The sequence below is a fragment of the Rodentibacter myodis genome, from assembly GCF_001999305.1.
Classification (GTDB): Bacteria; Pseudomonadota; Gammaproteobacteria; order Enterobacterales; family Pasteurellaceae; genus Rodentibacter; species Rodentibacter myodis.
On the sequence record NZ_MLHQ01000036.1, the window covers coordinates 1 to 15,037 of the forward strand.

Sequence of the window (15,037 nt, forward strand, 5' to 3'; positions counted from 1 at the left end):
CAATCAATCAATCAATCAAGTCAGCTTAAGTTTTATTGTTCCCGTTTACAACGTTGAGCAATACCTTTGTGAATGTTTAGATAGCCTTATCCATCAAAATATCGATAAAGAAATCATCGTTATTAATGATGGTTCTACGGATAACAGCCTTGCTATCGCAATGGAATATTTTTCCCGCTATCCTTTTATTACCCTCATTAATCAGCATAACAAAGGACTTTCCGCTGCCCGCAATATCGGCTTAAAAGCAGCACGGGGACGTTACGTTTATTTCATTGATTCTGATGACTATGTGGTTGAACGGCACTTTGACGCAATTATCGACTTAGCCGACAAGTACCAAGTTGATGTATTAAACGGATTGAGACGGCATTTTAGTGAACAAGATCCCGAAGGCTACCTGCGCCCACCGGAATCCCCTAATCTTAAAAAACCGAATGATTGGGAATTAATAGACGGCTACACACACTTTGATCGAATGTTAAAACGGGATTGGGCACCGGGCATACATTACAGTATTTTTCGCACCAAATTTTTACGCCAACACCACATTTCCTTCCCCGAAGGTTTAACGGCAGAAGATACGCCTTTTACCATAGATGTTTATACTGCTAACGAAAATGTAAGGGTGATTGAAATCAATCGGGAATTTTACCGCTACCGCCAACGTGCAAACAGTATTACTACCACCGTAAACAACAGTACCCTTCTAAAAGATATTTTTAGTGTATGTGAAATCTTAGATAAACGGGTTGGTGGCTTTAACCATCGAATCAAAGCCATGTCTGATCCCGAATTACAGGCAAAATATCACAAAATAAGATTCAATATTATCCGTGTTGCCGCCATTATGTACGGCATTGCTTACCGCTACCAATACCTGAAATTTTCTCCCACATTACGGGAACAAACAAAACATTATTTCGCACCCCAAATTGTACAATTTATGCAGCAATATCTCCCTTATAAGGTTGATTTAGATCTGCTACAAAATCAAGAATAGTCATAAAAAATGAAGTGAAAAGGAATAAAAAAACGGCAAACCCTGCCGTTTTTTTATTCTCGCCATCTATCTTCATTTCACCTATAATTTCAACCCGTTTTTGTGAGGAAAATAAAATGGATGTGATAACACTCCGCACTGAAATTGAACAACGTTACAGCACGCAAGCGGAATATTTATGGGCAAAATTTCCTGACTATGCCGTCTTTCGCCATCAAAACAACCGCAAATGGTTTGCGATTCTTATGCCGCTGGAATCAACTAAACTTGGTATTAAAGAGGAAGGGAAAATAACAATCATCACCTTAAAAGCCAAACTGGAAGAAATCGGTTCACTGCGAATGATGGAAGGCGTTTATCCCGCCTATCATATGAACAAAGAACATTGGCTAAGTCTCAATCTAAGCGAAATTGATCACAACCTATTGTTTGAATTACTTGATGAAAGTTTTACCTTAACCGCACAAAAACTTCGGAAAAAATGACCGCACTTTCCCTTGTTCTGTTTTACAAATATTGTCTTCAAGGAAAACAAATAACGATGAACACTTTTGTTACGATTGATTTTGAAACCGTATCCCCCGTAAAATTCAACAATCGCAGGCAAAAAAAGCGGGATTGATTTTGTCGCCCGGAAGAAAAACGCTGAATAAATTGACCGCAACTTTGTCCCCTATTTGGCAAAGAAAATTTCGAAGTAACTTCCCCTCCCTCTCATTCTTGAATTTTATTCATCAACCCATTAATTAATCCCGCCTTTATCCCAATAAAAACAACCGTTAAACTCAGCGCACTTTCGTTTAACCAACCATTAAGGAATGAATAATGAAACTCAAAAAATTTCTTACCGTTACAACCCTTTCAATGATGATGGCAGGTGCTTTTGCCACAAATAAAGCACCATTGCAAATTGCCGAGCAGGGTAGTTTTACCGTTGGCGGAAGTTATGTCACCCACGAAGGAACATTCAGCCAAGAAAATTTCATTGCACCAAACGGGCAACGTGCCTATGGTGATTTTGCCTATGTAAAATATCAAAAACCGGTCAACGCCAAAAAATTACCGCTTATTTTTCAACACGGTGGCGCACAATCCTCCCGCACTTGGGAAAGTACGGTAGATGGTCGTGAGGGCTTCGATACATTATTTGTACGCAAAGGCTTTGGCGTTTATTTGCTTGATCAACCCCGTAGCGGTAAATCAAATTTATCCACAAAAGCATTAGATCCGGCAACCCCTTGGGCGAGCAATCCTATGTATGGGGATAAAACCTTCTATATTCTTTCCCGTATCGGGCATTTTGAAAGCGACAAAGCCGTACCCAATGCCCAATTCCCTGAAGGCGAAGCCGCTTATCAAGCCTTTCAGCAATCTTGGACAATTGGCAGCGGCCCGCTGGATAATGACTTAAATGCCGATGTGTTGGCAGAATTGGCAAACCAACAAAAAGACGGTGCAATACTGGTAACCCACTCTATGGGCGGCACAATCGGCTGGCGTGCGGCAATACGTTCCCCAAATGTGAAAGCCATTGTGTCTTATGAACCGGGCGGCACACCTTTTGTTTTCCCTGAAACAGAAATGCCGAAAATCACCAAAGCAAAATTTGAACATTTAAGTGCCTCGGCGATGGGCGTGCCAATGCGTGATTTCAAAAAATTGACCCAAATCCCTATCGTGTTGTACTACGGTGACTATATTAAACTCGGCTCGGACAATGTGGGCGAAGATAAATGGGGAACGGAATTTGCGATGGCAAAACAATTTGTGGACACCATCAACCGCCACAGCGGCGATGCCACCCTTGTTTATCTACCTGAAATTGGCATTAAAGGCAATTCCCATTTCTTAATGGGCGAGAAAAACAACACTCAGCTGGCAGATTTAATGGAAAGCTGGTTGAAGGAAAAAGGGTTGGATAAGTAATTCGATATTATGTCACAAGCATACAAAGTCGAAGGAATGTAAAAATAGGAACAGATATTCCGTGCCCTAATTTAAAAATTCCCATAATTTCAAGAAAGCACTATACAATATTGAGTAATTTCTCCAAAACTTAATAAAAAATGACCGCACTTTAACGTGCGGTCATACTTTAATGGCTACCAAGGTTGCGTGGTTGGGCCTAAGGTAAATTCGCTGATGTTTGTATCTTCCGGTTGGGAAAGGGCAAAAGCTACTACGTTTGCTACACGTTCTGCCGGAATTTCAAAGTTATCATAAAGTTCACGATAGCCCTTAGAAGTCGCTTCATTGGTGATGTGATCTACCAATTCCGATTGCACGGCGGCAGGGTAAATGGTGGCGGTGCGAATGTTTGTTCCTGCTTGAGCCGACTCCATACGCAAACCTTCCATAATGGCTTTTACCGCCCATTTTGTACCGCAGTACACGCTCGCTCCCGGGTACACTTTTAAGCCTGCCACAGAAGATACCGCCAAAATATGTCCTGATTTTTGTGCTTCAAAGGTTGGTAACACGGCAGCGATTCCGTTTAACACCCCTTTGATATTCACATCCACCATCGCATTCCAGTTATGGGTTTCTAACGCTGAAAGCGGGGAATTTGGCATTAACCCTGCATTTAAGAAAATGGCATCCACTTTGCCAAAGGTCGCTTTCGCCAATTCTACCAACGCAGCATTATCTTCTGCTTTGACGACATCGGTAACCCGATACACCGCTTCACCGCCTTTGGCTTTAATGTTCTCCACAATCGCCTGTAATTTTGCTTCACGGCGCGCGCCCAATACTAATTTTGCGCCATTTTCCGCTAATTTATAAGCAGTTGCTTCGCCAATGCCCGATGAAGCCCCGGTGATGATCACTACTTTATTTTGAATATTATTCATTGTTGTACTCCTGTTTTTGATTTGAATAAGGTTATTTTAACCATTTTTATTAGGTTTGATTAGCCTAAAAATAATAAAAAGAGGATTAGTTAAAAACTAACAATTAATCATCTTTATCACTTTTGCCGGCACACCGCCCACTATGCTATTGGTTGGCACATCTTTGGTTACCACCGCACCTGCCGCAATCACGGCATTATCACCAATGGTTACGCCGGCTAAAATCGTGGCATTTGAACCAATCCAAACATTCTTACCAATGTGGACGGGCGCAGCGTAGGTTGTGCCTCGTGTATCAAGGGTTAAACCGTGGTTAAGGGTGGCGATATTGACATTCATTCCAATCATCGTGCCATCGCCAATAAAAATGCCGCCACGATCTTGGAAAGAACAACCCGTGTTGAAAAACACATTTTTGCCAATGTGAATATTTTTGCCGAAATCCGTGTGAAACGGCGGAAAGCAAAGAAAACTTTCATCAATGGGCAAATCCGTTAATTGACGAAAAAGTTCAACAATTTCCGCTTTGGTATGAAATTCACCATTCAATTTTTGGGTGATCTTTTGAGCGTCAAAGGCACATTCCATCAATAATCCGTGTAAGGCGGTATCTTCCGCCCGAATGGCATTGCCGGCACGGCAAAATTCAATAAAATCTTGTTTATTCATTATTCCGCCCGTTCAAATTTTATCTGCGTTGATTGTGAAAGTGCGGTCAAATCGCCGTTAAATTTTCCCATATAAATTAAGCCCGGGGCGTAAGGGCCTTTATCCAAAAACATCGCAATGTTTCCCCAAGGGGCATAATAAGCAATGTCGCCTGTTTTGCCTGTATAAGCGACAGGGGCGTTTTGCGTGCTGAGTTTTTCTTTCAAATACACCACTTTTTCATTGCTGCCATAGTTATCCAAGGTTGAAGTCACCGGAAGTTGTTGCCAAAAACTTTGGCTGGTGGGGTTGTTTGCAAGGGTAGCGGAATAAACACCGCTATCAAGGGTAATTTTTACGTTCATTTCTGCACCTGCCGATAAACTCACGAAGCCGAATAAAAGGATCAATAAGGTTTTCATTTCATAAAATCGCTCATCAATTTGACCGCACTTTAGGCGGTCAAGGGGGTTATTTTAAGTTGGCTTTGAAAAATGCCTCAAATTTATCATACGGAATTTTATTTGCTTGGTTATCGTATAAATCCACGTGCGTAGCGTTTGGTACAATATAAAGTTCTTTATTTTTTGAACCGAGCGATTGGAAGGCTTCTTCCCCAAAATAACGGGAATGGGCTTTCTCGCCGTGAACCACCAACGCAGGGGCTTTTAACTCGCCGGCACGTTGTAAAATCGGCATATTGATAAACGCAAGCGGTGTGGTTTTTGACCAGCCGCCATTTGAATTCACCGAACGAGCGTGATAACCCCGTTCCGTTTTGTAATAATCCGCATATTCTTTCACCATTTTTGGCGTGTCGGCGGTTTGTTCGCTTGGAGCAGGTAAGTGATCTTTTTTCTCCACATAGGCGGTTTTGCCACTTTCCGCATCTGCCCAACGTTGCAGGTTCAACGCCTGTTTCATTTGGTAACGTCCTTCAGCATTTTGTGCAGGTTTTCTATCGTAGGTTCCCTGTGCGTTTGGCGTGAAGTCAATTTCATAGCCGTTTGCCATTACTTTTGTCATATCATACATTGTGCTTACTGCCACGGCTTTAACACGGGTGTCGGCAACGGCAGCATTCAAGGCAAATCCACCCCAACCACAAATTCCTAAAATCCCGATTTCATCACGATTAACAATATCCTGTGTGCCTAAAAAATCCACCGCCGCACTAAAATCTTCCGTGGCAATTTCAGGGCTGGCAATATTGCGAGGCTCGCCGCCACTTTCGCCACTGTACGAACCATCAAAAGCCAAGGTAACAAAACCACGTTCCGCCAAGGTTTGCGCATATAATCCCGAAGATTGTTCTTTCACCGCGCCGAACGGGCCACTCACCGCAATGGCAGGTAATTTTCCCTTAGCATTTTTCGGCACATAAAGATCGGCGGCTAAGGTGATCCCATAGCGATTTTTAAAGGTAACTTTACGATGTTCCACTTTGTCCGATTTTGGAAATTTTTTATCCCACTGTTGGGTTAATTGAATATGCTGTGCAGGTATTTCAATTGCTGTTGCATTTTGTGGTAATGAAGCCATTGCGTTTCCTCCGAGAAATGCTGAGCCTAACATCGCGATAAGTGCGGTCTTTTTGAAAAGTGTTTTTGTCATTTTTCTTTCCTTATGATATTTAACTTATTGAAATTGTTTGATTTTTAATGCGGACGCGAGCATCGCGTCCCTACCAATCAGGTTATTTGGGGTTTGTACGTTTGCGATATTCGGGAAATTTTTAATCGTTCCTTTCATATAGTGATGATGTGCATTTTAAATGGCTGGACTATTTCAAGTAAATTTGCAAAAATGGTTTTCACAATTTCTAAAAATGAAATAATGGAATGAATAATCGTTTTGAAACCTTAAAAGTCTTTTGTTCCCTTGCCGAAACCTTACAATTTAAACAAACTGCCAATCGCCTTGCGGTATCGCCGCCTGTGGTTACCCGTTTAATTGCGGAATTGGAAGATTATTTGGGTGAACCGTTATTTCAACGCAACACCCGCCAAGTGAGGCTTACCGATTTTGGTGAACAATTTTTGCCGCAAGCCCAACAATTATTAGCAGACAGTGAACGCCTATTTGTGCCAAGCAAACAACGTTCGGCAGATGAAATGAGCGGTATCGTGCGAATTACGGTGCCGAGCTGGCGGATTAACGATTCGATTTTGGCAAAACTTTTGACCGCACTTTCCCCTTATCCCAATCTGATTATTGACTGGCGGGACGATATGAACAAATTGGATAGTGTCAGCCATCGCATTGATATTGGCGTGCGGATTGGCTTAGAACCTGATCCCCATTTTATCGTGCGGAAAATTACTGAAATCGGAGATGTGTTGGTTGCCGCGCCAAGCCTGTTGCAACGTTTGGGCGAGCCAACTTCCTTGGCGGATTTAGAACAACGTTTCCCCTTTGCAGCCATAATCAACCCTGCCACGGGACGGGCTTGGCATTTTCCGCTAAACGACAAATACACGCTCAAACCACGTCATATCAGTTTCCAAAGTGCCGATATTTATAGTGGTTTACAGGCGATTTTGTGTGGAAGTGCGGTGGGTTTGGTGAGTGATTTTATTGCCAAACCCTATTTGCAATCAGGTGAATTACGCCCACTTTTTAGCGAGGTTGAAATTCAAAAATGGCAGCTGTTTTTGTATCGCCCCTACGAAACCATTACGCCGCCACGCGTGCTAAAAGTGTTTGAATTGTTGGAAGGGATTTTGAGAGAAACCTTTGACTGATTTTCCTGTGTTATATCATAGGGGCAAAGGTTGCAACGGTATTCATAAAAACAGAAAAAACCAACCGCGCTATTATTTATACTAAGAACTTGATCTTGCTCACGTTTTTTTATTTTTTCATATTGAGCTGCACAATCATTTACATTATGCTTGCGCCGTTTTTTTTAAACTTAGGAGTAACCAATGATTCAAGTAATCGTTGCCGCTCACGGCAAACTTGCCGCTGAGCTGGTTAATTCTTCTGAAATGGTGTTTGGTGAGGTGGAAGGACTCCACGGTGTCACATTCGTTCCGGGGGAAGGACAAGACACATTGGTGGAAAAATATGAAGCAATTATTGCGGAATGTTCACCTGCCGATAGTGTGTTATTTTTGGTCGATTTGTTTGGTGGCAGTCCGTATAACGCGGCGGCACGCGTGGCGGCAAAACGTCCACAAGACGATATTGTGACCGGCGTCAGTCTGCCGATGTTGCTGGAAGTGTTGGATGCGAAAGACAGCGCAAAATCGACAGAAGAACTGGCAGCGACAGCAAAAGAGGTGGGCGTGATGGCAGTGAAAAGCTACCGCAAGCCCGATGAAACCGCTTCTTTTGCTCAATCCGAAGCCGTCACAGAAAAAACCGAAGAAGCACAAGATGAAGAAGATAACACCCAATATGATCCGAACGGTCGTATGAGTGTGAATTTGTTGCGTATTGATGATCGTTTGATTCACGGTCAGGTGGCGACTTCTTGGGCGAAGGCGGTGAAATGTGAAGCCATTTTTGCCATTAGCGATGAAGTGGCGAATGATGAACTTCGCAAAGAATTATTACTGCAAATTGCTCCGCCCCATTTGAAGGCTTATGTAATTTCCGTAGATAAAGCCATCAAAGTGTATAACAATCCAAAATACGCTAGCCGTAATATTTTGATGTTAGTCACTAAACCTGAAGATGCCGTGCGTTTAATTGAGGGCGGCTTACGCATTGATACCATCAACGTAGGCGGAATGACGCACAAAGAGGGAAATAAACAACTTTCCGATGCGGTTACGGTGAATCAATCCAATGTGGAAGCATTCAAAAAATTACTGGATATGGGGGTGAAACTTTCGCTGCAAAAAGTGGCGGCAAACAAGCCTGTTGAACTTACCCGTGAAAAATTAGATTCAATTAAATTTTAGGAGCGCCTTTTATGTCAACAATGGAACTCATTTTAGTTGTCCTCGTGGCGGCAATTTGCGGTATGGGAAGTGTGTTGGATGAACGCCAAACCCACCGCCCGCTTTTCGCTTGTACAATGATTGGTTTGGTACTGGGCGATCTTGAAACCGGTATTATTCTTGGCGGTACATTAGAAATGATCGCACTCGGTTGGATGAATGTGGGAGCAGCAATGGCACCCGATGCCGCACTGGCAAGTGTGATTTCGGCAATTCTTGTTATCAAAGGCGGACAATCTGTCGGCACCGCAATTGCCATTGCCGTACCGGTGGCCGCAGCAGGGCAGGTTTTAACCATTTTTGTGCGGACATTAACCATTTTCTTACAACATAAAGCCGATAAGTTTGCGGAACAAGCCAACTTCCGTGGTATTGAGCTTTGCCATTTTTCCGGTCTTGCTTTGCAGGCATTGCGTGTTGCCATTCCTGCCTTAGCAGTAGGCTTGGTTGCCGGTACGGATGCGGTAACCGGTGCATTAAATGCCATTCCTGAAGTGATTACCCGTGGTTTACAGGTCGCCGGTGGTTTTATCGTGGTAGTGGGCTATGCGATGGTGATTAATATGATGCGTGCAGGCGTGTTAATGCCGTTCTTCTTTATTGGATTTGTGATTGCTTCTTTCACCAATTACAACTTAGTGGGCTTGGGGATTTTAGGGACTTGCTTGGCAATGCTTTATATCCAACTCAATCCACGTTTTAACCAACCTGCAATGCCGGTGGCAACCAAACGAAAATTAGCCGATAACGAATTAGAAGGTCTATAAGGAGCGAATTATGTCAGAACAAAAAGTTACACTCACCAAAGGCGATATTTTAAGCACTTATTTCCGCTCAACCTTTCTTTTAGGTTCGTTCAACTTTGAACGTATGCAATCTATGGGATTTTGCGTGTCAATGATCCCCACTATTAAACGTCTTTACAGCAAAAAAGAAGATCAAGCCGCCGCTTTAAAACGTCATCTTGAATTCTTCAACACCCAACCTTGGGTAGGCTCTGCCATTATGGGCGTGACCGCCGCAATGGAACAAGAGCGGGCAAATGGAGCAAAAGATGTTGATGATGCCGCAATCAGTGGTGTGAAAGTCGGGCTTATGGGGCCGCTTGCCGGTGTGGGCGACCCAATTTTCTGGGGAACGCTACGTCCTGTTTTAGCCGCACTGGGCGCAGGCATTGCCTTAACCGGTAGCCTTTTAGGGCCATTGTTGTTCTTTATTTTAATCAATGTGATCCGTGCCTTAACCCGTTGGTACGGCTTCAAATATGGTTATGAAAAAGGCACTGAAATTGTGTCCGATATGGGGGGCGGTCGTTTACAAAAAATCACGCAGGGGGCGTCAATTCTCGGTCTCTTTGTAATGGGATCGCTGGTGTCAAAATGGACAACAATTAATGTGCCGCTTGAACTTACCCGCTATAAAAACCAACTTGGTGAAGAAGTGGTGGTTACCCTTCAAGGTGTATTAAATGACCTTCTTCCGGGCTTATTGGCACTATTACTCACCTTTTTATGTATGTATTTATTGCGTAAAAAAGTCAACGCAATGGTGATTATCTTCGGTTTATTTGGCGTGGGAATTTTAGGTTACTGGGCAGGCATTCTTGCCTAATTCACACCGTTAAATTTGGCAATAAGGGCGTAGGATAACGCCCTTATTTTTAGGATAAATCAGAATGAAACTCACCGAATTAATCAAAGCACCACCCGGTGAAACCTACATTAAAAACAGTTCCCGCTTGGTTTCCGGCTTATTTATCATTGGGGGGGTACTTTATTATCCCACCAACGGATACGGCACCGCCATTGCCTTGACACTTGCCTTGTTCGTTTTAATTGGACAAAAAATGTTACTTAGTCAAGCTAATAAAGATTTTGCCGATATGTACCAAGCCAAACAATTATTTGAACAAAGTCAAAACTTAGACTATTTACGCTTCATTTTGGCCCGTTCCGAACAAATGCTGAAAGATAACAAAGTGCTTTCTGACAAAGCAAAACGGGAAATCCAACAACTTCGGGCGTTTTCCACGGAAAAAATGGAAGTTAAAAACCCTTAAAAAAATAACCGCACTTTATTTTGCTTTTGATGTACAACTTGTTACCTATCAATGAGAGAGAAATCGATTCAAGTATTCAACATCTACCGCACTTTCTTTCCGCCAATCCCGTAATAACCTTACATTCTGCCTCACTATGTTCCCCTTTTGTGGCAATGGATTGCAAAAAGGTTTTAATGTCTAATAATTGTGCAATTTTATCTTCCACTTGGGCGAGCTGATTTAGCACAAGTTGATCCGCCTGATAATGATCTTTTACGCCAAATTTTAATTGATTGAGGTGGCGAATATCTTCCAACGAAAAACCTAATGCACGGCAGTTTTTGACAAAATTTAGTTGTGCAACGCTTTTTTCATCATAGTCTCGGTAACCATTTGCCGCCCGTTTTGGCGCAGGTAAAATCCCTTGTTTTTCGTAATATCGGATTGTTTCAAGATTCACGCCGGTACGCGCGCTCAGCTCATTGATTTTCATTTTTTCCCTCGCTTTAGTGAGAATGTGATTTTAGCGAGAAATGTTCGTCCGCATCACGTAATGCTTTGAAAGCTTGAAGCGTTACCGATCCACCGCTACGCAAAATAAGCAAGCTCAAAATACTACTCGCAACCACATCCACCCATTGCCAATTAAACCATAGCACACTTAACCCCGCAACAATCGCCACCACGGAGCCGAATAAATCTGCCAACACGTGCAGATATGCCGCACGGATATTCAGATTATCCTGATCGCTTTTAAGCATTATCCACGCCACCAGAATATTCACCCCAAGTCCGGTAATGGCAACGCCTAACATTGGCAATGCCTGCATTTCTGCAGGGGATTGCCAGCGTTCCACTGCTTCAATCAAGATCCAAAGGGCAACAACAATCAATGAAGCACCGTTTAACAGGGCAAACCATTTTTGCCATTTCACACTTAAAAATAGTGCAATGAGTGCTAAGAAAAGGGATAAGCTGTCGTTCGCCATATGTCCGGCATCCGCCATTAACGTGAGACTTTGGAAAAAATAACCGCCCAAAAATTCCACCACCATATAAAGGGTGATAATGGCTAAACTCAGCGCCAAAATGGTTTTATTTTTCGGTGTATGAGAATGATTGTGACAATGAGGCGAATGGTCTGTTGAATGTGAGGCTGTCATAAATATTCCTTAATCGGGTTGATTCAATTTAGACAAAGTGTAAAGCCCGTAGTCGCTACGGGGTCAAGGGGTGAAAGAAAAAATGATGTTATTTTTCCGTTTTAAGCCGTAACGCCTCCAAAACCAATTTAAAAGCACGGGAATGGCCGTGACGGCTGGGATAGTAAAGATAAAAAGGATCGTAGTGCATCGCATTTTTCGGCAACAACTCAATTAATTTACCCGCCGTCAAATAATTGTTAATTTCACTTGTATGCGGCATCCACGCAATGCCCAAACCGTCCAATACCGCTTGTGTGCGTAAATGATTGTTAATGGAAAATTGTGGGTGAGGAAGAAATTTCACCGTTTCTTTTTTCACTTTAAATTCCCACATTAATTCTGAGCCGTGTTGTGCAGAGATCCGCATTCCGATAAGGCGATGTTGCGCCAGTTCTTCTATACTTTTTGGCGTGCCATTTTCCGCAATATAGTCGGGGCTTGCCACCAACGCCATTTTTAAGGGGGCGGAAATTGGCACGGCAATCATATCATTCGCCACATCCCGCCCGAGCCGAACGCCAAAATCAAATCCCGCTTTGACAATATCCACCCAACGGTTTTCCACCATAATTTCCAAGTTAATTTGTGGATATTGCCGCATAAAATCACGCAATTTCGGATACAGCACTTCTTCGGCGGCAACGGAGAAGGTATTAATACGAATGGTGCCGGAAGAGGTATTTAAAAAATCATTCAGTGCCGCAATTTCAGCGTTAATGGCTTGATAATGGGGGGCAATTTGTTGATAAAGCTGTTGTCCGGCTTCCGTCAGCGAGATATTGCGGGTGGTTCGATTAAACAAGCGTAATCCCAAACGGGTTTCCAGATTTTTCATACTATGACTCAGTGCCGAAGATGACACGCCCAGTAATTGTCCTGCCTGAACAAAACTCTGCACTTGTGCCACGGTGAGAAAATAATTCAGTTCATTAAAGTTTTGCATAGCCTCTCCTATTATTGAATTTTTCTCATTATAACATTAAACAAGCCCCAATTTATCTAAGGAAAAACGCCGAGTAAAATGACCGCACTTTCAACGAAGAAGGATAAGATGATGAAACATATTTTAATTCTTGGCGCCAATGGGGGATTGGCTCAAACCGTTATTCCCGTTTTATTGGAAAATGCTGAAATCCGACTAACGTTACTTTCCCGCAATGTCGCCAATTTGCAACGCTTCGCCAGTGAAAGGGTTGAAATTGTGCAAGGTGATGTAATGAATTTGGCACAACTGGAAAGCCTAATGCAGGGCGTGGATATGGTCTATGCCAACCTTGCCGGCAATCTCGAACCCTTAGCCCAAAATGTGGTGCAGGCAATGGAAAAGCGTGGTGTAAAACGTTTAATTTGGATAAGTTCAATGGGCATTTATGGCGAAACAGGCGAAGATCACGGTGCAATTTTAGCCCCTTATCGCCGCTCTTCGGCTGTGGTGGAAGCCTCCAATTTAGATTACACCCTTATTCGCCCAGGCTGGTTTACCAATGGCAGTGAAATTGATTACCAACTCACCCGCAAAGGCGAAGCCTTTAAAGGACATTCCGTTTCTAAACGCAGTATTGCCGAATTAATTGCCAAATTGGTTGAACGTCCGGAATATGCGGTGCGGGAAAGTTTAGGCATCGCACGTGTGTAACATTGCCTAAAAGTGCGGTCAAATTTGATGAAGTTTTCTCAGAAGGATAAAGAATGAAAAAAGAAGTTATTGTTCTTGTCGGTGCCGGTGAAATTGGCATTGCCATTGCCCGCCGGATTGCAGTCGGCAAAGAGCTGGTATTAGCCGATTTACACCAAGAATCGGCGGAACAACAAGCGGTGAAATTGCGTAATGCCGGCTTTAAAGTGCATACCATTGAATGCGATGTTTCTAGTCGTGAAGCGATTGAAAAAGTCGTGGCATTTTCCACCGCACTTGGGGAAATTAAAGGTCTTATTCACACCGCAGGCGTGTCTCCTTCGCAAGCCTCGGCACAAACATTATTTAAAGTAGATCTCTACGGCACGGCAGTATTGTTGGAAGCATTTCGCCCTGTTATCGCACAGGGTGGCTCGGCAATTGTGATTGGCTCGCAATCTTCACACCGTCTGCCACCGCTTACGCAAGAACAAAGCCGTGCTTTAGCCCTAACACCAAGTGAAAGTTTGCTTGAACTTGATTTTATTAAAAACGTTACCGACAGCCTGCGTGCCTATCAACTTTCCAAACGTGGCAATACGTTACGGGTGCAAATGGAAGCGATAGAGTGGGGGAAACGTGGAGCAAGGGTCAATTGCATTAGTGCAGGTATTATTTACACGCCCCTTGCCAACGATGAATTAAATGGCGAACGCAAAGATTTCTATCAAAAAATGTTGTCGGAATTACCAGTAGGGCGAGGCGGCGCACCGGATGAAATTGCCAATCTTGCCGAATTAATAATGAGTGAACGAGGGGCTTATATTACAGGAAGTGATTTCTTAATTGACGGCGGTGCAACAGCAAAATATTGGTGGCAGGATTTAGAAAATCAGCCATAGTTTGACGTAATAATTGCTGAAATAAATTCAGTATAGTATAAAAATTACTTCAATTAATCTTTATAACATCGCGGTCTATAATACGCCCGCTTTTACAAACAGAGGAAACATTAAATGAATAACATTGAAAGCTTAATCGAAAAACAAGCCATTAAAGAATTAGTGGATACGTTCTCAAATTTGGCGGATGTGAAAGATGTTGCCGCTCAAATGCCACTCTTTACCGAAGATGCCAATGTAACAACCTATATTGGTGGCGAACTGTTTGCCGATATGCACGGACGTGATGAAATTGAAAAAACCTTTAGCGGTTTTTTAGCGAATTTTCACACCGTTTATCACCTCAACGGACAACTCACATTGAGTGAATTAACCGAAACCCACGCCGAAGGCATCACCTATTGCCACGTTACCCTTGTAGGTGAACAAAACGGCAAAAATATTATTCACAATCATCACGTTCGCTATAACGACACCTATGCCAAAGTGAATGAAAAATGGCACATCAAACGCCGTATTGCAAACTTTATGGTAAGCGACAGCCGTGAAGTTGGTGTAGTGAATTAATTTCTCTTTACAGACTTTACAGAAGAAAAGTGCGGTCGATTTTGAACGTATTTTTATAAAAAAGTAGGAACGGGAGGCATCCCGTTTCTGCGATTTGCGTTATTTTAATTTGATGATTTATTACAAATACTGAACGTTTTCCCACTCGCCATTATTTGTGGAAGGCTGTTTTGAAAACGGAAAGAAGGGAGAATACCCTCAAAACCAACCACACCTTATTGTTGAATTTTATTCATAAACTTATAAGCCATTCT

The 15,037-nt window shown here is 42.8% G+C and carries 18 protein-coding genes; 11 read left to right on the top strand and 7 right to left on the bottom strand.

Features of this window, described 5'->3' with window-relative positions; genetic code table 11:
• The 3 genes from BKL49_RS11300 to BKL49_RS11310 all read left to right on the top strand — a co-directional run.
• The coding region (locus BKL49_RS11300) for a glycosyltransferase (RefSeq protein WP_077425525.1) at positions 1-1,003 on the top strand (1,003 nt) is incomplete at its 5' end.
• 116 nt (positions 1,004-1,119) lie between these two features.
• Positions 1,120-1,488 carry an MmcQ/YjbR family DNA-binding protein gene (locus tag BKL49_RS11305; RefSeq protein ID WP_077425527.1) on the top strand — a complete coding sequence of 123 codons (369 nt, stop codon included), beginning with the start codon at positions 1,120-1,122 and terminating at the stop codon, positions 1,486-1,488.
• A gap of 340 nt (positions 1,489-1,828) precedes the next feature.
• Positions 1,829-2,929 carry an alpha/beta hydrolase gene (locus BKL49_RS11310; RefSeq protein ID WP_077425529.1) on the top strand — a complete coding sequence of 367 codons (1,101 nt, stop codon included), beginning with the start codon at positions 1,829-1,831 and terminating at the stop codon, positions 2,927-2,929.
• 176 nt (positions 2,930-3,105) lie between these two features.
• Here the strand turns inward: BKL49_RS11310 and BKL49_RS11315 are convergent, their stop codons facing one another.
• The 4 genes from BKL49_RS11315 to BKL49_RS11330 form a co-directional block, all read right to left on the bottom strand.
• Positions 3,106-3,855 (bottom strand): SDR family oxidoreductase, encoded by a 750-nt coding sequence (locus tag BKL49_RS11315; protein ID WP_077425531.1) that lies wholly within the window; start codon positions 3,853-3,855, stop codon positions 3,106-3,108.
• A 96-nt stretch (positions 3,856-3,951) separates the two neighbouring features.
• The gene (locus BKL49_RS11320; protein WP_077425534.1) at positions 3,952-4,524 is read right to left on the bottom strand and encodes a sugar O-acetyltransferase; all 573 of its coding nucleotides are present in this window, start codon (positions 4,522-4,524) and stop codon (positions 3,952-3,954) included.
• Positions 4,524-4,925 carry a cyclophilin-like fold protein gene (locus BKL49_RS11325; protein WP_244152003.1) on the bottom strand — a complete coding sequence of 134 codons (402 nt, stop codon included), beginning with the start codon at positions 4,923-4,925 and terminating at the stop codon, positions 4,524-4,526. Before BKL49_RS11325 ends, BKL49_RS11320 begins: the two co-directional genes overlap by 1 nt.
• Before the next feature lie 49 nt (positions 4,926-4,974).
• Positions 4,975-6,117: an alpha/beta hydrolase gene (locus BKL49_RS11330; protein ID WP_077425536.1), complete on the bottom strand. Its 1,143-nt coding sequence runs from the start codon at positions 6,115-6,117 to the stop codon at positions 4,975-4,977.
• 227 nt (positions 6,118-6,344) lie between these two features.
• Between BKL49_RS11330 and BKL49_RS11335 the strand changes: the two genes are divergently transcribed.
• The 5 genes from BKL49_RS11335 (at position 6,345) to BKL49_RS11355 (ending at position 10,512) form a co-directional block, all read left to right on the top strand.
• The gene (locus BKL49_RS11335) at positions 6,345-7,247 is read left to right on the top strand and encodes a LysR family transcriptional regulator (protein WP_077425539.1); all 903 of its coding nucleotides are present in this window, start codon (positions 6,345-6,347) and stop codon (positions 7,245-7,247) included.
• 183 nt (positions 7,248-7,430) lie between these two features.
• Entirely contained in the window at positions 7,431-8,414 is a 984-nt protein-coding gene (locus tag BKL49_RS11340; RefSeq protein ID WP_077425541.1) for a mannose/fructose/sorbose PTS transporter subunit IIA, read from the top strand.
• Between the two features lie 11 nt (positions 8,415-8,425).
• Positions 8,426-9,220 carry a PTS mannose/fructose/sorbose transporter subunit IIC gene (locus tag BKL49_RS11345; RefSeq protein WP_077425543.1) on the top strand — a complete coding sequence of 265 codons (795 nt, stop codon included), beginning with the start codon at positions 8,426-8,428 and terminating at the stop codon, positions 9,218-9,220.
• 10 nt (positions 9,221-9,230) lie between these two features.
• Complete coding sequence (manZ, locus tag BKL49_RS11350) at positions 9,231-10,064, top strand: PTS mannose transporter subunit IID (protein ID WP_077425545.1); 834 nt, start codon at positions 9,231-9,233, stop codon at positions 10,062-10,064.
• Between the two features lie 64 nt (positions 10,065-10,128).
• Positions 10,129-10,512, top strand: a complete 384-nt coding sequence (locus tag BKL49_RS11355) for a hypothetical protein (protein WP_077425547.1) — start codon at positions 10,129-10,131, stop codon at positions 10,510-10,512.
• Between the two features lie 76 nt (positions 10,513-10,588).
• Here the strand turns inward: BKL49_RS11355 and BKL49_RS11360 are convergent, their stop codons facing one another.
• The 3 genes from BKL49_RS11360 to BKL49_RS11370 form a co-directional block, all read right to left on the bottom strand.
• Positions 10,589-10,987 carry a MerR family transcriptional regulator gene (locus BKL49_RS11360; RefSeq protein ID WP_077425549.1) on the bottom strand — a complete coding sequence of 133 codons (399 nt, stop codon included), beginning with the start codon at positions 10,985-10,987 and terminating at the stop codon, positions 10,589-10,591.
• Between the two features lie 13 nt (positions 10,988-11,000).
• The gene (locus BKL49_RS11365) at positions 11,001-11,657 is read right to left on the bottom strand and encodes a cation diffusion facilitator family transporter (RefSeq protein WP_077425551.1); all 657 of its coding nucleotides are present in this window, start codon (positions 11,655-11,657) and stop codon (positions 11,001-11,003) included.
• Between the two features lie 88 nt (positions 11,658-11,745).
• Positions 11,746-12,642 carry a LysR family transcriptional regulator gene (locus tag BKL49_RS11370; RefSeq protein ID WP_077425553.1) on the bottom strand — a complete coding sequence of 299 codons (897 nt, stop codon included), beginning with the start codon at positions 12,640-12,642 and terminating at the stop codon, positions 11,746-11,748.
• Positions 12,643-12,750: 108 nt separating this feature from the next.
• On the opposite strand from BKL49_RS11370, the gene BKL49_RS11375 reads away from it, so the two are divergent.
• The 3 genes from BKL49_RS11375 (at position 12,751) to BKL49_RS11385 (ending at position 14,783) form a co-directional block, all read left to right on the top strand.
• Positions 12,751-13,335, top strand: a complete 585-nt coding sequence (locus BKL49_RS11375; RefSeq protein ID WP_244152004.1) for an NAD(P)H-binding protein — start codon at positions 12,751-12,753, stop codon at positions 13,333-13,335.
• A gap of 53 nt (positions 13,336-13,388) precedes the next feature.
• A complete protein-coding gene (locus BKL49_RS11380; protein WP_077425557.1) occupies positions 13,389-14,216 on the top strand; it encodes an SDR family oxidoreductase in 828 nt (275 codons plus the stop codon).
• A 114-nt stretch (positions 14,217-14,330) separates the two neighbouring features.
• Positions 14,331-14,783, top strand: a complete 453-nt coding sequence (locus tag BKL49_RS11385) for a nuclear transport factor 2 family protein (protein WP_077425559.1) — start codon at positions 14,331-14,333, stop codon at positions 14,781-14,783.
• Positions 14,784-15,037 lie beyond the last annotated feature (254 nt).